Raw genomic sequence first — 20,438 nt, forward strand, 5'->3', positions numbered from 1 at the left:
TCATGTCTGAACAAGCAGTCAAGCAATACCTGACCTTCGGACTGGATGGGGAGGTGTTCGCCCTTGATATAGTCAAGGTGCGGGAGGTGCTGGAGCTCACCGACGTCTCCAAGCTGCCGCTCACTCCCGACCACATGAAGGGGGTCATCAACATTCGCGGCCACGCCATCCCGGTGGTGGACATGCGCAGCAAGCTCGGCATGGACAAGGCCGGTCGGACCGTGGACACCTGCATCATCATCCTGGATGTGCTGTTCGAGAGCGGCGTCCTCACCGTCGGGATCGTGGTCGATTCCGTCCGGGAGGTGATCGACCTGTCCGAGGAGGCCATCGAGCCTCCGCCGCGTCTCGGCAGTTCCGTCGACGCAAGCTATATGGCGGGGCTGGGCTATCAGGGTGACCAGTTCATCATCCTTCTGGACGCGGACTCCATTTTCGCGGACGAGGAGGTCCCGCTCAAGCAGGCGCCGGAAACCAAGGCGGCCTGACCAAGGGCTACAAATGCGAGGAGGGGCTTTTGCCCCTCCTTTTGTATGGGATTCCCACTCGTCTCGGCGGCGCGGGGGCATGCCCTCCCGCCTGCCGTGGAGAGACATCGGGCCTAGGGATACCGGCCCATGTTGCGGTCCTGCTTGAGGCCGTGCTCCACGAGCTTGTCGTAGGCGGCCTGGTCCTGCTTCATGCGGTCCATGACCTGCTTGATCTTGACCTTGATGATGTTCTTGTAGCCGCCGCAGTCCCCGGGGCCGAGGTTTTCGAGGATGTCGTCCAGGCGGTGGGCGGCCTTGGAGGAGATTTCGCCGTGGATCAGCTCATGCTCTTCGAGCTGGCCGTAGAAGTCCTTCCACCAGGTGCGGGTCTCGTAGTCCACGCTGTGCAGGAGCTTGGGATACAGGTAGGTCAGGTCCAGGTGCACGACCACGTCCTTGATCTGGCACTGGTTGCCGCGTTGCAGAATCTTGTAGGTGGTGCGGATGCTGGTCCGGGTGTGCGCCTGGTAGGTATCATCTCCCTTGTTGAGCGGGGAGTTGTGGCGCAGGTCGTTGTAAATCTCGGCCTTGTTGGTCCCCTGCACGGTGTAGTACTCGCTGTGCACGGTGCGCACCACGTCCGCCAGGGCGGGCGCGGTCAGGAGGAGCAGGGCGATGAGGGCGATGGTCAGCTTTCTGGTCATGACGGCAACGGACAGGTTTCGTCCGCACCGCGATCCTCGAATTGCATCTGGTACAGACGGTCGTACAGCGGGCAGGTCTCCAGGAGTTCCTCGTGGCGTCCCGTGGCCACGATCCTGCCCTTTTCCATGACCACTATAACATCCGCAGTGAGAATGGTCGAGAGGCGATGGGCGATGACGATGGAAGTGCGGCCCTGCATGAGATTGTCGAGCGCGGCCTGGACCACGCGTTCCGACTCGGTGTCCAGGGCGCTGGTGGCCTCGTCCAGGATGAGCAGGCAGGGGTTCTTCATGATCGCGCGGGCGATGGTCAGCCGCTGCTTCTGGCCGCCGGAAATCTTGACCCCGCCTTCGCCGACCACGGTGTCGTAGCCGTCGGTCATGGCGGTGATGAACTCGTGGGCATAGGCCCCCTCGGCGGCGGCCCGGATCGCGTCCATGTCGTATTCGTCCTGGGCGTAGGCGATGTTTTCGCTGATGGACACGTTGAACAGGAAGGTGTCCTGGGAGACCAGGCCAAGGTGCAGTCGCAGGCTGTCCAGGGTGTACCGGCTCAGGGGGACGCCGTTGAGTTCCACGGCCCCCTGCTGGGGTTCGTAAAACCTGGGGATGAGGTTGACCAGGGTGGTCTTGCCGGACCCGCTGGGGCCGACCACGGCCACGCGCTGCCCTGCTTCGATGGTCAGGGACACGCCGTCCACCGCCGGTGCCGGGCAGCCGGGATAGGTGAAGTGGATGTCCTTGAACTCCAGGCTGCGCAGCTTCCCGTCGAACACCACGTCGCCGCTCTCCTCGATCTCGATGGTCGGGGCGTCGAGGATGTCGAAGACGCGCTCCGCTCCGGCCAGGCCGCTCTGGATTTCGTTGTTGGAGGCGTTGAGCTTCTTGATCGGCTCGTAGATCTGGACGACCAGCAGGGAGAAGGTGATCAGGTCGCCCGGGGTCATCTCGCCGCTGACGACGCGCATGCCGCCGAACCACATGACAGCTGCGCCCGCGCTCGCTCCGACGATGTCCATGACCCTGGATGAGCCTTCGTTGTAGAGCAGCTTGCGGATGAGGATTCGGGACAGGCTGTCGTTTTCCTTGCTGAACTTGAAATTTTCGCGGATTTCGTTGGCAAAGGCCTTGATGACCTTGATGCCGGAGAAGCTTTCTTCCAGAACCACGTTGATGCCGGACAGCTCGGCCTGGGTCTTGCGGCCGTATTTCCGGATTTTCTTTCCGAAATAGATGAACGGATAGATGGCCAGGGGCATGACCACCAGCGCCCAGAAGGCCAGGTAGGCGTCGATGTAGATGGCGGAGCCCACAAGGGCTATCAGGGTGAAGATCTGCCTGATGAACATCAGCACGCTGGGCAGGCAGACGCGAACGGCGGTGACGTCCGCGGTGATCCGGCTCATGAGCATGCCGATCTCGCTCTCGGCGAAGTAGGGCATGGGGAGCCGGATGATCTTCCTGAACAGCTCGTTGCGGATGTCGCGCAGGACGAGGACGCCGGTGGCGTTCATGGTGTAGACCTGGCCGATCATGAGCACCCCCCTGAGCAGCCACAGGGCCATGAATCCCCAGATGCACAGCTTGAGCATGTCCATGTCCTTGGCGATAAGGACGTCGTCCGTGACGTATTTGCCGATCCAGGCCAGGGCCGGTCCGATGGGGCTGAGGAGCAGCATGGACAGGGCGGCCAGGGCGACCCGCATCTTGTAGGGTTTGAAATAACCGATGCTGCGTTTGAGCAGGTAGCGGTTGCTGAACTGGTGCAGTCTGGGTTGGCGGGCCAAAAGATCTCCTGAACCCCGTGTCGGGGATGATGTTCTTGATGCCCACTCAAATAAGGCCTGAGGGCCACGGAGTAAAGGGTAATGTTCGGACGGACCGGGGATCTGGCGTCCCGCGGTCTTGGAAGGGGGCTCCCATGCGGCAATAGGGAGCCCCCTTCCGGCAGCGGGGGAGGGTAATGGAGGAGACCCCCTAGCTGCTCTGCGGACAGTAGCGGTTCAGCCCCATGAGGCTGGCCGCCCCGGCAATGGTCGTGCCGTAGAAGAGCACGGGTTTGCCGGTGAGGAATTGATCGATGGAGTTGTTGCCGAGCGTGGTCCCGGTGACGAGCAGCAGGTCCGCCCAGTCCATGGCGTCCCGGGTGACTTCCCCGCCCTCGACCAGCACCCCGCGTTTGGTCCGGCCGATGTTGTCCGGGTCCAGGTCCACGAGGCGAACGTCGGTCTTGGCGTTCATGGCCTCGGCCAGGGCGGGCTGGAACCCGATGATGGTCACCTTGCACCTGCCGTGGCGCGCCGCGATCGTTTCGTAGACCTCCTTGGCACACAGGCCGGGGCCCTTGTCGCGACAGTGGACCGTGTTCGAGCACAATCCCAGGGAGCGGCTCACGGCGTTGAGGGTCGAGATGAACACCGACCGGTTGCGGTTGGTGGTCAGGGGCAGGGCGGCCACCTCGTCCAGGGTGCCGGAGAAGTTGCCGTAATGGTCGGTGAAGGCCTGGCCCCGCGCGTCGCGGAAGACCGCCTCCACGAGCTTCTCCTTGCCCTTCTGGATGGGAAAGTCGTCGGCTTCGGGGTCGCCTATGGCCTCCTTGACGCTCAACGGGGCGGCGGTGACGGTGATGCCTTCCTTGAGAATGCCTTCCCTGGTCCAGAGGTCGATGGCTTTGGCGTGCAGGGTTTCCAACAGGGGTTTCATATCTGCTCCTAGACTGCGGCCAGTTTCTTCAGGGCCGCGAAAACGGCCAGCGAGAAGCAGCCGATGACCACGGCCAGGACCATGGCCCGGTCGAACTCGCCGCTGAAGACCGCGTTGTATATTTCCAGTGAAAGGGTGTTGGTCTTGCCGATGATGTTGCCGCCGAGCATGAGCGTCACGCCCACCTCGCCCAGCGACCGCCCGATGGCCAGAAACCAGCCCGCGAGCACGTTGCGCCGGATATTGGGCAGCAGCACCAGCCAGAACGTCTGCCAGTCCGTCTTGCCGAGCACCTGGGATATCTCGGCCAGCTTTTTCACGTCCCCCTTGAGGGCGGCCTCCACCGGCTTGACCATCAGCGGCAGGCCGGACACGAAGGAGGCGATGACCACTCCGGGGAAGTTGAAGATGATGTCCACCGGGGCTATCCGGCCGAGCCAGCCGGTCCGCCCCAGCAGCATGAGCAGGACGAACCCGGTGGCGATGGGCGGGAAAACCAGCGGCAGGGTCACCAGGAAGTCCACCGCCGAACGCAACGGCCCCCGGCCCGAGGTCAGGTAGTAGGCGATGAGCACGCCCAGGACCAAGTGCAGCCCACCGGACACGGCCAGCGCCTTGAGGGTCAGCCGGATCGGATGGAGGGTCGTCGGCTGGGCCAGAATCCCCAGAAAGTCCATATGCTACAGGCCGTTCGCCCTGACGATGGCCTGGGCTTCGTCCGTCTTGAGGAACGCGAGGAATGCTTCGGCCCCGGCCTTGTTCGGGCTGGTGGTCAGGATGCCCGCGATGATGCTGATGGGCGCATAGTCCTTGTCGTCCAGGACCTCGTACCCGCCGAGCTTGTCGGCCACGTTGAGGACGTGGGTCAGGTTCAGGAAGCCCATGTCCACCTCGCCCGTGGCCAGGTAGGAGAAGACCTGGGGCACGGTGGCGACCTCCACCAGGCGGGACTGGATGGCCGGGAGCCTGCCCGTCTGTTCGAGGAACTGGCGCGCCGCGCGGCCGTAAATCGCCTTGCTGGTGTCGGGCATGGCGATGCGTCCGGCCTCGGGGTTGTCCAGGTCCGCGACCTTGGAGAATTTGGACCCCTTGGCAAAGGCCAGGACCAGGCGGCCGCGGCCGAGCTCGGTCTTCACGGTCACGGGCAGGGCTGCCTTCTTGAGCAGGAACTGGGCGTCGCCCAGGACGATGTCCACCTTGCCGCTTTCCTTGGCCAGGGTGGTGACCCTGCCCATGTTGCCGTATATGAGGTCGATCTGCGCGCCGGTCTTCTTCTGGTACGTCTCGTACAGGGCGTTGACCATTTTCTTGTAGCCCGCCCCTGCGGCCAGGACCACGGAGTCCGTGGCCCCGGCCTGGGCCGGAAGAGCGAAGAGCAGAGCGGAAACAAGGGCGAAAATTCGGATCATGCGCATGGAAAATACTCCTTAGGTGCTCCGGGGATAGGAAGGTGTTTCTTGCCCGTTTCGTTCGGGTTGTGTCCCGTTGATTAATTCCCTATGTTCTGTGCTGTTATGTCGCAACCCAGTCACGCGAACGGTTAAATTCGTGATAGTCCGCAGGTGATCAGCCGATGAGAGATATGAAGCCGTCAGGCAAGTTGTGTCCCCGGGAATTCTTCAGCGTATCCGATCAGGTAAGCTACCTCGAACCGGAACAGACGCGGGCCCTGGAGGACGCCTTCCGGAACTGGAAGGACGGCGCCCGGCGCATGGACAGCGTCCGCGCCCGGACCCGGCTCTGGCTCCTGTTCCTGATGGTCCGGCATACCGGTGCGCGGCTGGGGGAGATTCTGGCCCTGGACGACGCCACGGCCTTTGCCCCGGAAGGGCCGTTCGTGCGGCTGGGCCGCGAGGAGCGTCCCCGGGAGGTGCCGCTGCCCGAAGATTTCTTCGCCGAGCTGGCGGCGTTCATGGAGAGCCCCATGGGGTACGGGTTGCGCGGCGAGCTGTTCCGCGTGGACCCCGGCTATTTTCGACGCATCTGCTATGAGCGCGGCAAGGAGTGCGGGTTGTCCAAGGACCTGGTCTGCCCCAAGTCCCTGCGCAACACCCGGGCCGTGGAGATGCTCAGGGGCGGGGTACCCATCACCATCGTCAAGGAGGTTCTGGGCCAGTCCTCCCTGGACCTGACCGCCAACTTCCAGCAGTTCTCCTCCGGCGACGTGCAGTCCATCGTGCGCACCGCCCACGAGGCCATGCGCAAGCGGACCTCCGCGCGCAACTCCTTCGTGGGCCACGTGGTGGAGGTCCAGACCGACGAGGTCATGGCCCAGGTGGTCCTGGAGACCCGCTCCTGCCTTCGCATCAGCGCGGTCATCACCATGGACTCCCTGCGCAACCTCAAGATCGTCGTCGGCAGCCCGGTCATCGCCACGGTCAAGGCCCCGCTGGTCAACGTCCTGCGGCGGGAGGGGCATCTCGAGGGCAGCGCCCGCAACCGGCTGGAGGCCGAAACCCTGCGCGTGACGTCCACCCCGGTCCTGTCCGAGGTCCTGGGACGCCTTCCCGACGGTTCCGACGTCTGCGCCCTGATCTCGGCCCAGAGCGCCGAGGACCTGGACCTCAAGGCGGGCGACCCGGTGGAGTTCTGGTTCAAGGCGTTGTCCGTGGTCCTGAACACGGTTCAGCTCTGAGCTTTCGTCCCCCTCGGCAGCCGCCGGTCGGCGCCAAGTCCTCGGGCGCGGCATTGCCCGAAAAAAAAGCCCTTTCCCCGGACCGGGAAAAGGGCTTTTGCATGTATTTCGGGTGGCCGGATCAGTGTTGCAGGATCTGGCTCAGGAACTGTTTGGTGCGGTCGAAGCGCGGGTTGGAGAAGAACTCCTCCGGGGAATTCTGCTCCACGATCTCGCCGCAATCCATGAAGATGATCCGGTCGGCCACGGTGCGGGCGAAGCCCATCTCGTGGGTCACGCAGACCATGGTCATGTTCTCCTCGGCCAGGGCGACCATGACGTCGAGGACCTCCTTGATCATTTCGGGGTCCAGGGCCGAGGTCGGCTCGTCGAAGAGCAGGATGTTCGGGTTCATGCACAGGGCGCGGGCGATGGCCACGCGCTGCTGCTGGCCGCCCGAGAGCTGGCCGGGGTACTTGCCCGACTGTTCGGCGATGCGCACCCGCTCCAGAAAGTGCATGGCCGTGGCCTCGGCCTCGCGCCGGGGCATCTTGCGCACCCATATGGGGGCCAGGGTCAGGTTCTCCAGCACGGTCATGTGCGGGAACAGGTTGAAGTTCTGGAAGACCATGCCCACCTCGCGGCGGATCTTCTCCAGCCCCTTGAGGTTGCCGGTCAGTTCGGTGCCGTCCACGATGATGGTCCCTTCCTGGTGGCGCTCAAGGCGGTTCATGCAGCGGATGAGCGTGGACTTGCCGGACCCGGACGGGCCGCAGATGACGATGCGTTCGCCCTTGCGTACCTCCAGGTCGATATTCTTGAGGACGTGGAAGTCGCCGTACCACTTGTTCAGCCCTTTCACGTCGATGATGATTTCGTCGGAAGTCATGGAAAGCCTTCTATCTGTTGGTTTGCGGGCCGCGTTTTTCCAGGCTGCGGCCATAGCGGCTCATGCCGAAGCAGATGCACCAGTAGACCACGGCGCAGAACACGTATCCCTCGACGTCGTGGCCCAGCCAGTGCTGGTCCTGGGATGCGGCCTTGGCCATGCCGAGGAAGTCGAGCAACCCCACGATGATCACCAGGGAGGTGTCCTTGAACAGGGCGATGCACCGCCCGATCAAAGCCGGGAGCACGTAGCGCAGGGCCTGGGGCAGGACCACGAACAGGGTGATCATCCACTTGGACAGGCCCAGCGCCTTGGCCGCGTCGAGCTGGCCGCTCGGCACGGCCTGGAGCCCGCCGCGCACCACCTCGGCGATGTACGCGGACGAGAACAGGATGATGCCCACCTGGACCCTGAGCAGGTTGTTGATCTGGAGGTTCACGGGCAGGAACAGGGGCATCATCACCGAGGCCATGAACAGGATGGTGATCAGCGGCACGCCGCGCACCAGCTCGATGAAGCCGATGCACACGGAGCTGATGCCGACCATCCTGGACTGCCGTCCGAGGGCGAGCAGGATGCCGAAGGGCACCGAGAAGATGATGCCCACGGCGGCCAGGCCCAGGGAGAGCATCAGCCCGCCCCACATGGACTGGTCCACCTCGGCCAAACCGAGGCCGCCGCCGATCAGCCACAGAATCGCCACCAGCACCACCGGCCAGACCCCGGCCAGGAACCGCTTTTTGCAGCGTCCGCTGACCGTGGCCGCGATCACGCCCGCGAACAGGATGGCCGCCGCCAGGGGCCGCCAGGCCAGGTCCTGCGGATAGGTGCCGATGAGCATGACCCGCGCCTTGTCCGCGATGAATGCCCAGCACGCGCCGGAGTTGGTGCACATCTCCGGGCCGCCGGACCACACGGCGTGGATCAGCGCCCAGTTCACCAGGGGCGGGACGACCCGGGCCAGCAGAAGCAGGGCCAGCACCGTGAGCGCGGAGTTGAACCAGCCGGAAAAGAGATTGGTCCGCAACCAGAGGATCACGCCCTTGGCCGCCGTCGGAGGCGGGCAGCAGGGGCAGGGGACGAAGGTCTTGAGTTGTTCGCTCATCGTTCCACCAGCTGCACCTTTGCGTTGAACCAGTTCATGACCAGGGACACGACCAGGTTGATGGTCAGGTAGACCGCCATCCACATGCCGATGACCTCGATGGCCTGGTCGTTCTGGCCGATGATGGTCCCGCCGATGGAGACCATGTCGGGATAGCCGATGGCCACGGCCAGCGAGCTGTTCTTGACCAGGCTGGTGTAGTCGTTGGTGGTGGCCGGGATGCACACGCGCAGGGTCTGGGGCAGGATCACCTTGCGCATGATCGGGCCGGGCCGAAGCCCCAGGGCCTTGGCCGCGTCGAGCTGGCCCTTGTCCACGGACTGGATGCCGCTTCGCACGTTCTCGCCGATGAAGGCGGCGGTGTACAGGACCAGGCCGATGAGCAGGGCCGTGAACTCCGGGCGCAGGACCATGCCGCCCTTGAAGTTGAACCCCTTGAGCACCGGCACGTCGAATTCGAGGGGGCGGCCGAGAATGTAATAGGCGGCCAGGGGCAGCCCGAGGATCAGCCCCAGGGATATCCACCCCGAAGGCAGGCCGCGTCCGGTCTCGTCGCGCATCCGCTTGGACTTGCGCACCAGGAACACCGAGGCCGCGAGGGCGGCGCCCAGGGTAAGGAGCACCCAGCCGAAGCCGTCCTGGAAGAGCGGGCGGGGGACGAACACGCCCCGGTTGTTGATGAAGATGTCGCCGAAGGGGACCACGCTCAGGCGCGGCGCGGGCAGGAAGGCCAGCAGGGTGGAGTAGCAGAAAAACAGGGTCAGCAGCAGGGGGATGTTCCTGAGCACCTCCACGTACACGGCGGCAAGCTTGGCCACCAGCCAGTTGCTCGACACGCGGGCCACGCCCACCAGCACGCCGAGCACGGTGGCCAGCATGATGGACAGCGCGGACACGAACAGGGTGTTCAGGATGCCGATGAAAAAGGCCCGTCCGTAGGTGTCGGCGGGGGAATAGGGCAGGAGGCTGTCGTTGATGGGCAGCCCGCCCTCCACGGTCAGGAACCGGAAGCCGGACGCGATGTTCCGCGCCTCCAGGTTGGCCTGGGTGTTGTGGAAGAGTTGCAGGGCCACGTAGAGGATGGCCCCGACCACCAGGGTCTGGGTCAGCAGCGCGGGCAACTGTTCTTTCAGCTTGGAAGTGTTCAAGACGATCGGCTTTGCTTGGAGGTGAACGAAGGTCCGCACCGGCCGGAAGTTCCGGCCGGTGCGGCGTTTCGGGCTGTGAAGCTGCTTTGCCTAGCGGATGGGCATGGCGTAGATCAGGCCGCCCTTGGTCCACAGGTTGTTGTGGCCCCTGGGGATCTTCAGCGCGCTCTTGGGGCCGAAGTTGCGGTCGTACATCTCGCCGTAGTTGCCCACGGCCTGGATGGCGCGGACCAGCCAGTCGTTGTCCAGGCCGAGGAAGGAGCCGACGTCGCCGGAGGCGCCCAGCATGCGCTGGACCACCGGGTCGGTGGACTTGGCCTTCACTTCCAGGACGTTGGCCTGGGTGATGCCCTTTTCCTCGGCTTCGATGAGGCCGAAGAGAATCCAGGTCACCAGGTCCTTCCACTGCTGGTCGCCGTGGCGGACGAAGGGAGACAGGGGCTCCTTGGAAAAGACTTCGGGCAGGATGATGTGCTCGTCCGGGTCGGCCGCGCCCGCGCGCAGGGAGGCCAGCTGGCTGACGTCGGTGGTGAAGGCGTCGGCGCGACCGGCGACATAGGCGTTGAAGGCCTCCTTCTTGGACTCGAAGACCACGGTCTCCAGCTTGATGTTGTTGGCCCGGGCGAAGTCGGCCACGTTCAGCTCGGAGGTGGTGCCGGAGACAACGGCCACGGAGGCGCCGTTCAGGTCGGTGGCCTTGTCCACGCCGAGGCTCTTCTTCACCATCAAACCCTGGCCGTCATAGAACAGGACCACGGTGAAATCCACGCCCTGCTTGCAGTCGCGCTTCATGGTCCAGGTGGTGCCGCGGGACAGGTCCACCTGGCCGGAGGACACGGCCACGATCTTCTGCTTGGAAGCCAGCGGCACGAACTTGACGGCCTCGGGGTTCTTCAGCACGGCGGCGGCCACGGCGCGGCCCATGTCCGCGTCGAAACCGGCCCAACGGCCGTTGGAATCAGGGGCGGAAAAGCCCGCCACGCCTTCGCTGACGCCCAGCACGAGCTCGCCGCTCTTCTGTACTTTCTCCAGGGTGCCGGCCAGGGCTCCGGTGGCCACCATGGCGGTCAGGGCCAAAGCCAAAAACAGTTTTCCGATGAGTTTCATCCTCTCTCTCCTTGATGGGGCGACCGCTATTGCACGGCCAAGATAATGTTACGGTAGAGTTACAGTTGTGTTACAGACATGGAGCTGACTGTCAATGAAAGGGGGGAACTAATCGACCGGGAAGGGGAGAGGGGGGCGCGCGGAAAGCGTCCTCGTTGCGCTGGCTGATTACTTAATCTCGACAGGGTGTTGCGCAAAGAACGCAAGCCCGCTCAGCCGACCGGGGCCACCGTGTTCGCGGCCTGGCCTGCGAGGGGATCGGACAGGACGGGGGAGACCTGGGGACACCGGGTGGTCGGGGGAGCGTCCGGTTCATCGATCCCTGCGGGTTCAGGGCGTCGGGCAACCCGTCATGCGGCGGCCATGCAGCGGTCTTCCCTGGGCGGGAGACCGGCCGGGGCGAAGGTCTCGTCGATGCGGTGGGCCACCCGGTCGAGCAGGTGACGGTCGTGGCTGATGGCCAGGATGCCCACGTTCCGCTTCTCGGCCCAGCCGAGGACCGCGTCCCAGACCAGGGCCTGGGTGTTGGGGTCGAGCATGGCGGTCATCTCGTCGGCGATGAGGTAGCGGGTCTGCGGGGCCATGATCCGGGCCAGGGCCAACCGCTGGAGTTCGCCTCCCGAAAGTTCGTGGGGATAGCGGTTCAGCCAGGCGGGTTCGACGTTCAGCGCCTTCAGGGTGCAGAGGTCGGGTCGCCAGCCTTCGTTCAGACTGTCGCCGAGCTTCCAGCGCGGGTTCATGGTCAGTTCCGGATGCTGGAAAATGAGCTGCACCGGACAGAAGGCGTCCTTGGGCAGGGGCGCGCCGTCGCAGGTCACGGTTCCCTGCTGCGGCGTCAGGTGCCCGGCCAGGATCTTGGCCAGGGTGGACTTGCCGCGTCCGCTGGGGCCGGGCAACCCGACCACTTCGCCGGGGCGGACGTCGAAGTCCAGCCCCCGGATGATCCAATCCGTGGTCTCATAGCGGAAAAAGAGCTTGTCGCATTTAAGCATGGCAGCACCTCACCTGGTTTGCCCCCACCGGGCGCAGGGGTTGCGGCAGGCCGCATTCCTCGGTCCTGGCCGCGCACCGGTCGGCGTAGATGCACCCCCCGACCATCCGGTCCTCCATGGGCTGGTTCCCGGCGACATAGCGGAAATCCTGCTGCGGGAGGGCGTTCCACAGGGCGCGGGTGTACGGGTGGAGGAGCCCGCCTCCGGACGTGAAGGCCAGGGCCGGAGTGAGCTCCACCGTTGTTCCGGCATAGATGACCGCCACCCGGTCCGCGATGGTCACGGCGGCGTCGATGTCGTGGGTGATGAGCATGATCCCCTTGCCCGCGTCGGCCAGCTCCCGGAGGTGGGTCAGGGACTGCCGGGCCACGGTCGGGTCCAGCCCGGTGGTCGGCTCGTCGGCGATGAGCAGCTCGGCGTCGCCCGCCGTGGCCGTGGCCGTGAGCACGCGCCGGGCCATGCCCCCGGACACCTGGAACGGGTACATGGATTTGACCCTGCTCTCCAGCCGGTAGCGGTCGAAGGCGTGGTCGGTGCGTCTGGCCGCGTCCCGGCAGCATTGGCCGCTCAGGCGCGACGCCCGGTATACCTGGCTGCCCACCCTGGACAGCGGGTTCAGGTAGGCCACGGATTGCGGGATGAGCGCGATCCGCTTGCCGCGCAACCGGGCCACGGTGCGCTGGGTCACGGGCTCGCCGTCGAACAGGATTTCTCCGCTGGAGCGGGCATTGCCCGGCAGCAGGCCGAGGATGGCGTGGGCCAGCAGGCTCTTGCCCGAGCCGCTGGAGCCGACCACGGCCAGAATCTCCCCCGATTCGATGGTCAGCGACAGGTCCCGCACCGGGTGCAGGGTCCTCCGTTGCCATCCCTTGCCGTAGCGGGAAAATTCGATGGACAGGTTGCGAACGGACAGCATGGTTACTCCTGGCTGGTTTTGGGATCGGTGATGACGCGCAGGCTGTTGCCCAGGACGTCGAACAGCTTGACCGTGACCAGCAGGGACAGGCCGGGCAGAATGGCCAGCCACCAGTAGCCGGTCGAGATGTGGCGCATGGACTCGGACAGCAGGATGCCTATGGACGGGTTGTGCGGCGACAGCCCGAAGCCGAGGAAGGTCAGCCCGGCCGCGTGCAGGATGGCGTGCGGAAAGAGCAGGATCAGGCCGATGGTGAACTGGGGGATGATGTGCGGGAGCATGTGCTTGCGCGCAATCCACCAGGGCGAACGGCCGAGACGGCGCGAAACCATGACGAACTCCGCCTGCTTGAGTTGCAGGATTTCCGCCCGGATGATGCGCGCCAGCCGGGTCCAGTGGGACACGGCCACGGCGATGATCACCCCGGTGGCCCCGCCGCCGCAGGCGAACGAGACCAGGATGAGCAGGACCAGGTGCGGGGTGGCCATGACCAGGTCCACGAGGGTGGTGACCACGGCGTCGGTCCGCCTGCCCATGGTCGCGGACAGGGTGCCGAGCACCACGGAGACCACCGAGCTGACCGTGGCCGCCAGCAGCCCGATGCCGAGGCTGCGGGTCAGCCCCTTGACCGTGCGCACGAGCATGTCGCGGCCCAGCCAGTCCGTGCCGAAGGGGTATTCCAGGCAGGGCGGCAGCTTCTTGTGCAGGAAATCCGTGGTCAGCCCGGCATCGTCCATGAGCCGCGAGGTGGCGACCAGCACGGTGAAATAGGCCAGGCAGAGCCCGATGACCCAGGCGGCGCGGCCTCGGCCGTCCATGAGCCGCATCCGCGCGGCCAGGAAGTACAGCCGGTCGGCCGGGGAGCGGGTGTCCTTGGTGAGGGTCGTCATCTCGCCTCCTCCGCGCCGATGCGGATGCGCGGGTCGAGCACCCCGTACAGGATGTCGGCGATGAGGTTGCCGGAAAAGACGAACACGGCGCTGAACAGGGTGATGCCGAGCAGCAGGGGGACGTCGCCCCGGATGCCCGCCTCCACCGTGGCCTGTCCCAGCCCGGGATAGGAGAAGACCTGTTCGGCCAGGACCGATCCGCCGAAGAGCTCGCCCAGGGAGGCGAACTGGAGGGTCACCGCGGGCAGGGCCACGTTGCGCACCGCATGCCGCCAGGCCACGCCCGCCCGTGTCTCGCCCTGGGCCAGGGCGAACAGGGCGTATTCGCTGTTCATGGCGTCAATGGTCTTTTCGCGGGTGTGCAGGGCGATCTGGGCCACGCCGATGACGGACAGGGTGGCGGCGGGCAGGACCAGGTGGTGCAGCCGCTGCCACAGGGTGGCGTCGTCCGGGGAGATGCCCGGCGGGGTGGCGCAGCAGATGGGCGTCCAGCCCAGGGACACGGAAAACACGGCCAGCAGGACCAGCCCCATCCAGAAGGACGGGGTCGAGGCGAGGGTGTAGCTGTAGAGCCGGATGGCCCGATCGGCCAGGGAGTTGCGGTTGGTGCCCGCCACCACGCCGAGGACGAAGCCGAACACCCCGGACAGCAGCCAGGCCGAGGCCATGAGCCAGAGGGAGGTCACGAACCGCTTGCCGATGACCGTGGTCACCGGTTCGTTGAAGATCATGGATTGCCCCAGGTCGCCCCGGAGCACGTTGCCCGCCCAGATGAAGAACCGTTCGGGCGCGGGCCGGTCCAGTCCCCAGCGCTCGATGATGCGCTGTTCCTGCTCGATGCTGATCTGCATGCGATCGATGCCGATGTAGGCGGAAACGGGGTCCACCGGGGACAGGGAGACCAGGGTGAAGGCCAGGACCGAGACCAGCGACAGGATCAGCGTCAGCCGTCCGAGCTTTCCCAGGCAGAAGGAAGGGGTGATTATGTGCATGTCACATCCGGGTCCCGGCGGCGCGAGGAGGTGTAGCCGCGCCGCCGGGAGGCAAGGGTTAGTCTTTCCAGGTCCACTTCTGGATGTTGGCGGTGATGGGCCAGCCGTGACCGTGGGGTTCCACCTGCGAAACGCCCACGTCGAGGTGCTCGCTGATGAAATAGGTGTGCTCGAGGTTGACCATCCACACCCAGGGGGCATCGCCGTGGGCGTTGGAGCCGGTCTTGCCGTCCCACTGGGCTTTCTTCCAGAGGTCCAGGGAGGCTTCGTAGCTGTCGGCGGAGACGGCGCCGTCCAGGTATTCGTCGACCTTGGCGTTGGCGTAGTAGCCGGGGTTGTTCCAGCCGTCGCCCGCGTGGTGGCTCGAATAGAGCTGGTAGACCTCGATGGGGTCGTGCGCGCCCCAGCCGAAGACGACCACGTCGGAGTGCATGCGGTGCTTGATCTCGTCCCAGCCGCGCTTGCCCTCGACGATGGCGTGGATGCCCACGGGCTTGAGCATGTCGGCCACGGCCAGGGCCAGGTATTGGCGGATGGCCCGGTCGGCGGGGTAAAGGACGGTGATTTCGGCCTTGACGCCGTTCTTCTCGACGATGCCGTCGTTGTCGGTGTCCTTCCAGCCCGCGTCGGCCAGGAGCTTGCGCGCCGCGTCCGGGTCGCCGTCCTTGAATTTGTTTTCGGGGTTATCCCAGGGCAGGCCGTCGCACGGGCCGTATGCCGGGCTGCCGAATCCTTCGAGCACGCCCTGGACCAGTACCTTCCGGTCAATGGCCACGTTGATCGCCTTGCGGATGGCGAGGTCCGAGGTGACGTTGTTGCCGATGGGCGCGCCCTTGTCGGTCTTCCGGCCGGTGTTCGGCACGAAGGGCATCAGCAGGCCCCGGTTGTCCACGCTCTGCACCGAATGCATGACCATGCCGGGCACGGTCTGCATGGCCAGGGCCTGCGGAACAACGACGACGTCCACCTGGCCCGCCTTGGCCGCGGCAAAGGAGGTGTCCTCGTCGGTGAACAGGAAGACCAGCCGCTTGAAGTACGGCTTGTCGCCGAAATAGTTCGGATTGATCTCGGCGATCATCTGCTGCCCTTCGTGCCATTCCACCATCCTGTAGGGGCCGGAACCAACGGGCTTTCTGGCGTAGCCGGGACCGTGCAGGGCCTTGGGCACGATGCCCAGGCTGATGAGCCGGTTGATGAAGGTCGTGTCGCGTTTCTTGAGGGTGATGCGGACGGCGTTGCCGGAGATGGCCTCGGCCTTGTCCATGTTGATCAGGTCGACCTTGCCGCCCGATGCCGCGGCGGTGTTGAAGGTATAGGCCACGTCTTCGGCGGTCAGCTGGGAACCGTCGGAAAATTTCGCGTCCTCGCGGATGGTCACATCCCAGGTCAGGCCGTCGGCGGACAGCTCGGCGGCAGTGGCCAGCTCATTGACGATGTTCAGGTTCTCGTCCCGCCTGAGCAAGGTGGACTGGAACAGGGGGTTGCCGTAGCGGCCCCAGCCCAGGGTCGGGTCGTAGCCGTCGTCGGGTTCGCCCTTGATGGCCAGGGTGAGCGTGTCCTTGGCCAGAGCCGGGGTCGCGGCCAGGGTCGCCAGGACCAGCAGACCCGCCAGCGCGGCGAGCAGGAATCTTCCTGCGCGGAAGTTGCGGAAAGCGTGCATGTACTCCTCACTTTGAATACTGGATTGAAAAACGATCGCGCTGGATAACATGAATTTAAAAAACGTGTCAACAATAGCCTACGATGTTTAAATTAATCAAACTGTGCATCTCGTACTGTCTCCAGAGGCGGATACATGCGGGCTTTTCTTGAGGAGAGCCGGTGTGATCACCCTTGTTACGGTGGCCGTTGCCGCAAACGAACCGGCATATCGTGCCAACGGCGCGACATGGGCGGCGAGGGCGTATGCCTTCGCATATACGGGATAATTATTCTTGCGGGGTTTGCTTGGGAGAGGGGATGGGCTATGTTTGCAGACAGAGGGAAGGCCACAGGTAACCCACAGGAGAACACATATGTGCAAGAACTGCGGTTGCAATCTCGGCAAGGACCGGGTCGCGCATCAGCACGCCCACGGGGACAAGGCCAAGCACGACCACGAGCATGAGCACCAACACACCCATGTGCACGAGCACACGCACGAGGACGGCACCACCCATTCGCACGAACATTCCCATGTTCACAGCCATTCCCACAGCCACGGCCACGAACACGGCGCGGACGGCGAACACCTGCACGAGCACGGTTCCCACAGCCATGATGCGGACCATGCCCATGACGGCGGCGACGACCACGGCCACAGCCACGGCTAGACCGGAAGCCCGGGCGGCGCAGGGCACGATGCCCCCGCGCCGCCTTATCTCCTGAGCGAGACCCCCGTCAGCCGACCCCGTCATTCCCCGCGCCCGGCGCCTGCCGCAATCCCCTTTTCCCGGCGGATAAAGCCGCCAAGAAAAAAGGCCTCCCTTGGGAGGCCTCGTCATTCCTGGTACCCGGGGCGGGATTTGAACCCGCACGCTCCGAAGAGCAAGGGATTTTAAGTCCCTGGTGTCTACCAATTCCACCACCCGGGCTTGGGGTGTGTTTCAGTATCGCGCAAAGCGGCGGGGAGTCAACGGTTTTGGGTGGTTGGGTGAAAGCGAGGTCAGGCGGCGGCGCGGTCGGAAGGCGGCGCGGTCGGGGACGGCGCGGTTGGGGGCCGGACCGCGGAATCCCTGGCCGAATCGCCGGGCCGTGTGTGGCCTGGGTACGGGGCCTGGGTGCGGGGCCGGTGTGTGTGGCGGGGGATTGGATTGGGAATGCCGTGCGAGCGGGCCGCTTTATTGTTGGGCGGGGTTGGAGTATCGTCGGCGCATCCGGCCGATGGGCCGGTGTCCAACGGGGGCCGGGGGTGGCCCCGATTCCTTTGGGAGGAGCATGGCAGCGGAAGACAATGGGAAAATGGGGTTGTGGGGCGCCGTGGCCATCGGCGTGGGCGGCATGGTCGGCGGCGGCATCTTCGCGGTGCTGGGGCTGAGCGTGCAGCTGGCCAAGGGCGGCACGCCCCTGGCGTTCGCCTTTGCCGGGCTGGTGGCGTTGATTACGGCCTCGTCCTACGCGCGGCTTTCGGTGCGCTATGCCGGGCCGGGCGGCACCGTGGTCTTCCTGGACCGGGTCTTCGGCAAGTCCATGCACGTGGGCGCGCTCAACGTGCTGCTCTGGTTCTCCTACGTGATCATGCTCTCGCTCTACGCCCACGCCTTCGGGTCCTACGGGGCGGTCTTCTTCCCGGACCAGGGCGGCTGGCTGGTGCGCCACGGCCTGATCACCCTGGCCATCGTCCTGCCCGCCGTGCTGAACATGGCGTCCGCCAAGGTGGTGGGCAAGGCCGAGACCTACGTGGTGGTGGTCAAGATCGCCATTCTGCTCTTCTTTCTGGGGGTGGGCTGGAAGGGCGTCGAGCCTGCGCGGCTGGCCCCGGATACCTGGGTGCCGCTGCTTCCGCTGGTGGCGGGCGGGATGATCATCTTCGTGGCCTACGAAGGGTTCGAGCTGATCGCCAATACCGGCGGCGACATCCGCGACCCGGCGCGCAACCTGCCGCTCGCCTTTTTCATATCCGTGGGATTCGTGGTCCTGCTGTACGTGGCCATCGCCGTGGTCGTGGTCGGCAACCTGGAGCTGACCGCCATCGCCGACGCCCGCGACTACGCCCTGGCCGAGGCCGCCAAGCCGTTCCTGGGCCAGGCCGGATTCACGCTCATCGCCGTGGCCGCGCTGCTCTCCACCTTCAGCGCCATCAACGCCACCCTCTACGGCTCGTCCAGGCTCTGCTACACCATCGCCAAGGAGGGGGAGCTGCCCGCCGAGCTGGAGCGGCAGATGTGGGGCCAACCCCTGGAAGGGCTGCTGGTGACCACGGCCCTCGCCCTGATCCTGGCCAATGCGGCGGACCTGACGGCCATCTCCACCCTGGGCAGCGCGGGCTTCCTGTCCGTGTTCGCCGTGGTCAACGCGGCCAACGTCAAGGACAAGGGGAGCACCGCGCTGGACCGGGCCGTATCCCTGGCGGGCGTGGCGGCCTGCGTGGCGGCCTTCGGGGCCATGGTCTGGCAGAGCGTGAGCGACAATCCTTCGTCCGCCTGGGTCCTGGCCGCGCTGTACGGCGGGGCAGGCGTGCTGGAGGTCTTCTACCGGACCATCGGCACCAAGGGGCCGCGCAAGAGCCTGCGCAACTGCAAGACTAGGCGAACAATTTGAGATAGTTGCGGTACAGCCTGGGGCTGACGCGCGAATACTGGTCGAAGTCGGAGATCAGCTCCAGCCCCGGAATGACCGCCCGGACCACCGGGATGCTCAGGTCCCTGCGGGTCAGGTCCACGTAGGCGGGGCGGTATCCGTTGGCCGTGAGCGTCTTCTCCAGGACCATCAGGTCGCCCTCGGCGCTGCCGGTGGAGAAGTCGGGCAGGTCCTCCAGCCTGCGCACGGCCAGCCCTTCGGGGGCCGGACCGCTCTTGGGGCCGGGGTAGGGATAGGCGGTTTCGGTCATGGCCGAGACCAGCGCGGAGGGGCCGGAGAGCGAGCAGCCGCCGCCCTTGTTCACGTCGCCGTGATGTCCCAGGACAACGGACTTGTAGCACGGCACGCCCAGCTCGGTGGTCATGTCCATGAACCAGACGTCGATGCCGTCCTCGCGGTAGTTCTCCAGCAGCTTGCCGATCTCCGGGTCGTCGGTCTCCACCTTGAAGCAGCGGTCGGGATGGTGGAGCATGGTCGCGTCCGAGTCGCGCTCGATGACCTCGGTCAGGGCGGCCACCTTGGCTTCGGCCAGGGTGTTGCCCGAGGCCAGGCCGGTGGAACCCAGCGCGCTGAACAGGGACTGCTCGTCCAGGTTGCAGAACAGGAAGATGAATTGGGCCGGCACCAGGATCGGCTCATTGTCCGGGCCGTGGCCTTCGATCCAGTGGAGCTTCTGGCCCGCGTAGGGGACTTCCAGCCGGATATCGGCGGGGTTCACCGCGGGCAGGTCCAGTTCGTCGTAGGCGGCGAAGATCAGCGGGTATTCGCGGGCGTAGCCGAGCACGCCCTTGGGTCCGAAGCTGGCATAGGACGAGAACCGTTCGGCCATCTCCATGGAATAGGAGGCGTCGGCGCGCTCTCGCGACAGGCCGCGTCCGTAGCAGGTCTGGATGCCCTCCAGGGAATTGGACAGGGAGCCGTTGACCGTGCGCACCTTGACCATCCAGTTGCGCAGTCGAGACACGGGCGACAGGGACGCCTTGTGCTCCATGGCCGGGCCGAGGAAGGCGTCGGCCTTGCCCAGGGCGTCCAGGGCGCGGGCCGAGGTCTCGGCCAGGGGGACGCGCGGCTTGGGCGGCGGAAGCTGGTCCTTGAGGGCGGCCAGCCCGTCGGCGGCGGTGAACGGTTCGGGCGCGGAAAGCTCCTCGGGCGCAAAGGGCGGCTCGGGCGCGTCTTTCGGCGCCGGCAGCGGGGCCAGGGTGAAAATGTTGCGCCCGAAGACGGCGGTCCACTTGCGGTGCAGGGGCTGGTCCGCGAGGGCGCGGGAGCGGATGTGGATGGCCGGGGTGTAGTCCAGGAAATCCTCGGGGTCGATGCCCTCGAACAGGGGCAGGAGCTGGGCCTGGCGCTGATGGCAGATGCACGCCTCGTACATGACGGCGGTCAGGACCGGGTCGGACTTGCCCTTGTCCTTCATGACTTCCTTGATGAGCTTTTCCAGCTTGCGGGTGCGGAACTCCTTGAACCCCTGGAGCACGAACTCGTGCATGTAGTCGTCAAAGGGGTGTGCCCGGAGGTGGGCGGTCATCTCGTTGAAGCTCAGGTTCACGTCCGGCAGGGCGGCGAACATGCCCACGCCGAAGTCCGTATTGGTCATCTGCAGTTTGTAGCGCATGGTTGTCCTTTGGTT

Annotated in this window: 19 protein-coding genes and 1 tRNA gene; 4 read left to right on the forward strand and 16 right to left on the reverse strand. The window is 65.4% G+C overall.

What is annotated here, in order from left to right; all coding sequences use genetic code 11:
* Nucleotides 1–2: 2 nt before the first annotated feature.
* Nucleotides 3–488 (forward strand): chemotaxis protein CheW, encoded by a 486-nt coding sequence (locus AWY79_RS10495; protein WP_066803377.1) that lies wholly within the window; start codon nucleotides 3–5, stop codon nucleotides 486–488.
* A gap of 113 nt (nucleotides 489–601) precedes the next feature.
* Here AWY79_RS10495 and AWY79_RS10500 read toward each other — a convergent pair whose 3' ends face one another.
* From AWY79_RS10500 to modA, 5 genes are all read right to left on the reverse strand, one after another.
* Nucleotides 602–1,174, reverse strand: a complete 573-nt coding sequence (locus AWY79_RS10500; protein WP_066803380.1) for a DUF922 domain-containing protein — start codon at nucleotides 1,172–1,174, stop codon at nucleotides 602–604.
* The gene (locus AWY79_RS10505; RefSeq protein ID WP_066803383.1) at nucleotides 1,171–2,961 is read right to left on the reverse strand and encodes an ABC transporter ATP-binding protein; all 1,791 of its coding nucleotides are present in this window, start codon (nucleotides 2,959–2,961) and stop codon (nucleotides 1,171–1,173) included. The genes AWY79_RS10500 and AWY79_RS10505 overlap by 4 nt, the downstream gene beginning before the upstream one ends.
* 190 nt (nucleotides 2,962–3,151) lie before the next feature.
* On the reverse strand, nucleotides 3,152–3,877 hold the full coding sequence (locus tag AWY79_RS10510; protein WP_066803386.1) for a Rossmann-like domain-containing protein: 726 nt from the start codon (nucleotides 3,875–3,877) through the stop codon (nucleotides 3,152–3,154).
* An 8-nt stretch (nucleotides 3,878–3,885) separates the two neighbouring features.
* Entirely contained in the window at nucleotides 3,886–4,554 is a 669-nt protein-coding gene (locus tag AWY79_RS10515; protein WP_066803389.1) for a molybdate ABC transporter permease subunit, read from the reverse strand.
* A 3-nt stretch (nucleotides 4,555–4,557) separates the two neighbouring features.
* The gene (gene modA, locus AWY79_RS10520) at nucleotides 4,558–5,292 is read right to left on the reverse strand and encodes a molybdate ABC transporter substrate-binding protein (RefSeq protein ID WP_066803392.1); all 735 of its coding nucleotides are present in this window, start codon (nucleotides 5,290–5,292) and stop codon (nucleotides 4,558–4,560) included.
* 158 nt (nucleotides 5,293–5,450) lie between these two features.
* Between modA and AWY79_RS10525 the strand changes: the two genes are divergently transcribed.
* Nucleotides 5,451–6,512, forward strand: coding sequence for a TOBE domain-containing protein (locus AWY79_RS10525; RefSeq protein ID WP_066803395.1), 1,062 nt, complete (start codon nucleotides 5,451–5,453; stop codon nucleotides 6,510–6,512).
* A gap of 121 nt (nucleotides 6,513–6,633) precedes the next feature.
* Here AWY79_RS10525 and AWY79_RS10530 read toward each other — a convergent pair whose 3' ends face one another.
* The 9 genes from AWY79_RS10530 to AWY79_RS10570 form a co-directional block, all read right to left on the reverse strand.
* Nucleotides 6,634–7,380: an amino acid ABC transporter ATP-binding protein gene (locus tag AWY79_RS10530; RefSeq protein ID WP_158509891.1), complete on the reverse strand. Its 747-nt coding sequence runs from the start codon at nucleotides 7,378–7,380 to the stop codon at nucleotides 6,634–6,636.
* Between the two features lie 10 nt (nucleotides 7,381–7,390).
* Nucleotides 7,391–8,485: an amino acid ABC transporter permease gene (locus AWY79_RS10535; RefSeq protein WP_066803401.1), complete on the reverse strand. Its 1,095-nt coding sequence runs from the start codon at nucleotides 8,483–8,485 to the stop codon at nucleotides 7,391–7,393.
* Nucleotides 8,482–9,633 carry an amino acid ABC transporter permease gene (locus AWY79_RS10540; protein WP_066807178.1) on the reverse strand — a complete coding sequence of 384 codons (1,152 nt, stop codon included), beginning with the start codon at nucleotides 9,631–9,633 and terminating at the stop codon, nucleotides 8,482–8,484. The genes AWY79_RS10535 and AWY79_RS10540 overlap by 4 nt, the downstream gene beginning before the upstream one ends.
* Nucleotides 9,634–9,723: 90 nt before the next feature.
* On the reverse strand, nucleotides 9,724–10,740 hold the full coding sequence (locus AWY79_RS10545; protein WP_066803403.1) for an amino acid ABC transporter substrate-binding protein: 1,017 nt from the start codon (nucleotides 10,738–10,740) through the stop codon (nucleotides 9,724–9,726).
* A 350-nt stretch (nucleotides 10,741–11,090) separates the two neighbouring features.
* Nucleotides 11,091–11,732, reverse strand: coding sequence for an ABC transporter ATP-binding protein (locus tag AWY79_RS10550; protein ID WP_066803406.1), 642 nt, complete (start codon nucleotides 11,730–11,732; stop codon nucleotides 11,091–11,093).
* Nucleotides 11,725–12,648 (reverse strand): ABC transporter ATP-binding protein, encoded by a 924-nt coding sequence (locus tag AWY79_RS10555; RefSeq protein WP_066803408.1) that lies wholly within the window; start codon nucleotides 12,646–12,648, stop codon nucleotides 11,725–11,727. Before AWY79_RS10555 ends, AWY79_RS10550 begins: the two co-directional genes overlap by 8 nt.
* A gap of 2 nt (nucleotides 12,649–12,650) precedes the next feature.
* Nucleotides 12,651–13,538, reverse strand: coding sequence for an ABC transporter permease (locus tag AWY79_RS10560; protein ID WP_233490900.1), 888 nt, complete (start codon nucleotides 13,536–13,538; stop codon nucleotides 12,651–12,653).
* The gene (locus AWY79_RS10565; RefSeq protein WP_066803410.1) at nucleotides 13,535–14,530 is read right to left on the reverse strand and encodes an ABC transporter permease; all 996 of its coding nucleotides are present in this window, start codon (nucleotides 14,528–14,530) and stop codon (nucleotides 13,535–13,537) included. Before AWY79_RS10565 ends, AWY79_RS10560 begins: the two co-directional genes overlap by 4 nt.
* Before the next feature lie 58 nt (nucleotides 14,531–14,588).
* Nucleotides 14,589–16,190, reverse strand: coding sequence for an ABC transporter substrate-binding protein (locus AWY79_RS10570; RefSeq protein WP_066803413.1), 1,602 nt, complete (start codon nucleotides 16,188–16,190; stop codon nucleotides 14,589–14,591).
* Nucleotides 16,191–16,545: 355 nt separating this feature from the next.
* Between AWY79_RS10570 and AWY79_RS18830 the strand changes: the two genes are divergently transcribed.
* Nucleotides 16,546–16,842 (forward strand): hypothetical protein, encoded by a 297-nt coding sequence (locus tag AWY79_RS18830; RefSeq protein ID WP_133987212.1) that lies wholly within the window; start codon nucleotides 16,546–16,548, stop codon nucleotides 16,840–16,842.
* A gap of 174 nt (nucleotides 16,843–17,016) precedes the next feature.
* Here the strand turns inward: AWY79_RS18830 and AWY79_RS10580 are convergent.
* Nucleotides 17,017–17,103 (reverse strand) — tRNA-Leu (locus AWY79_RS10580).
* 343 nt (nucleotides 17,104–17,446) lie between these two features.
* Between AWY79_RS10580 and AWY79_RS10585 the strand changes: the two genes are divergently transcribed.
* Complete coding sequence (locus tag AWY79_RS10585) at nucleotides 17,447–18,769, forward strand: APC family permease (protein WP_066803419.1); 1,323 nt, start codon at nucleotides 17,447–17,449, stop codon at nucleotides 18,767–18,769.
* Here AWY79_RS10585 and AWY79_RS10590 read toward each other — a convergent pair.
* Nucleotides 18,753–20,423 (reverse strand): YcaO-like family protein, encoded by a 1,671-nt coding sequence (locus AWY79_RS10590; protein ID WP_066803422.1) that lies wholly within the window; start codon nucleotides 20,421–20,423, stop codon nucleotides 18,753–18,755. The two genes, AWY79_RS10585 and AWY79_RS10590, sit on opposite strands and share 17 nt — an antisense overlap.
* Nucleotides 20,424–20,438: the final 15 nt, after the last annotated feature.

The organism is Pseudodesulfovibrio indicus (assembly GCF_001563225.1).
In the GTDB taxonomy this organism is placed as follows: domain Bacteria; phylum Desulfobacterota; class Desulfovibrionia; order Desulfovibrionales; family Desulfovibrionaceae; genus Pseudodesulfovibrio; species Pseudodesulfovibrio indicus.

What these genes read in the sequence shown, in the direction of transcription:
- AWY79_RS10495 (WP_066803377.1), top strand. Translation starts at nt 3, where the DNA reads ATGTCTGAACAAGCAGTCAAGCAATACCTGACCTTCGGACTGGATGGG.
- AWY79_RS10500 (WP_066803380.1), bottom strand. Translation starts at nt 1,174, where the DNA reads ATGACCAGAAAGCTGACCATCGCCCTCATCGCCCTGCTCCTCCTGACC.
- AWY79_RS10510 (WP_066803386.1), bottom strand. Translation starts at nt 3,877, where the DNA reads ATGAAACCCCTGTTGGAAACCCTGCACGCCAAAGCCATCGACCTCTGG.
- AWY79_RS10515 (WP_066803389.1), bottom strand. Translation starts at nt 4,554, where the DNA reads ATGGACTTTCTGGGGATTCTGGCCCAGCCGACGACCCTCCATCCGATC.
- modA (WP_066803392.1), bottom strand. Translation starts at nt 5,292, where the DNA reads ATGCGCATGATCCGAATTTTCGCCCTTGTTTCCGCTCTGCTCTTCGCT.
- AWY79_RS10525 (WP_066803395.1), top strand. Translation starts at nt 5,451, where the DNA reads ATGAGAGATATGAAGCCGTCAGGCAAGTTGTGTCCCCGGGAATTCTTC.
- AWY79_RS10530 (WP_158509891.1), bottom strand. Translation starts at nt 7,380, where the DNA reads ATGACTTCCGACGAAATCATCATCGACGTGAAAGGGCTGAACAAGTGG.
- AWY79_RS10535 (WP_066803401.1), bottom strand. Translation starts at nt 8,485, where the DNA reads ATGAGCGAACAACTCAAGACCTTCGTCCCCTGCCCCTGCTGCCCGCCT.
- AWY79_RS10545 (WP_066803403.1), bottom strand. Translation starts at nt 10,740, where the DNA reads ATGAAACTCATCGGAAAACTGTTTTTGGCTTTGGCCCTGACCGCCATG.
- AWY79_RS10550 (WP_066803406.1), bottom strand. Translation starts at nt 11,732, where the DNA reads ATGCTTAAATGCGACAAGCTCTTTTTCCGCTATGAGACCACGGATTGG.
- AWY79_RS10555 (WP_066803408.1), bottom strand. Translation starts at nt 12,648, where the DNA reads ATGCTGTCCGTTCGCAACCTGTCCATCGAATTTTCCCGCTACGGCAAG.
- AWY79_RS10560 (WP_233490900.1), bottom strand. Translation starts at nt 13,538, where the DNA reads ATGACGACCCTCACCAAGGACACCCGCTCCCCGGCCGACCGGCTGTAC.
- AWY79_RS10565 (WP_066803410.1), bottom strand. Translation starts at nt 14,530, where the DNA reads ATGCACATAATCACCCCTTCCTTCTGCCTGGGAAAGCTCGGACGGCTG.
- AWY79_RS10570 (WP_066803413.1), bottom strand. Translation starts at nt 16,190, where the DNA reads ATGCACGCTTTCCGCAACTTCCGCGCAGGAAGATTCCTGCTCGCCGCG.
- AWY79_RS18830 (WP_133987212.1), top strand. Translation starts at nt 16,546, where the DNA reads ATGTGCAAGAACTGCGGTTGCAATCTCGGCAAGGACCGGGTCGCGCAT.
- AWY79_RS10585 (WP_066803419.1), top strand. Translation starts at nt 17,447, where the DNA reads ATGGCAGCGGAAGACAATGGGAAAATGGGGTTGTGGGGCGCCGTGGCC.
- AWY79_RS10590 (WP_066803422.1), bottom strand. Translation starts at nt 20,423, where the DNA reads ATGCGCTACAAACTGCAGATGACCAATACGGACTTCGGCGTGGGCATG.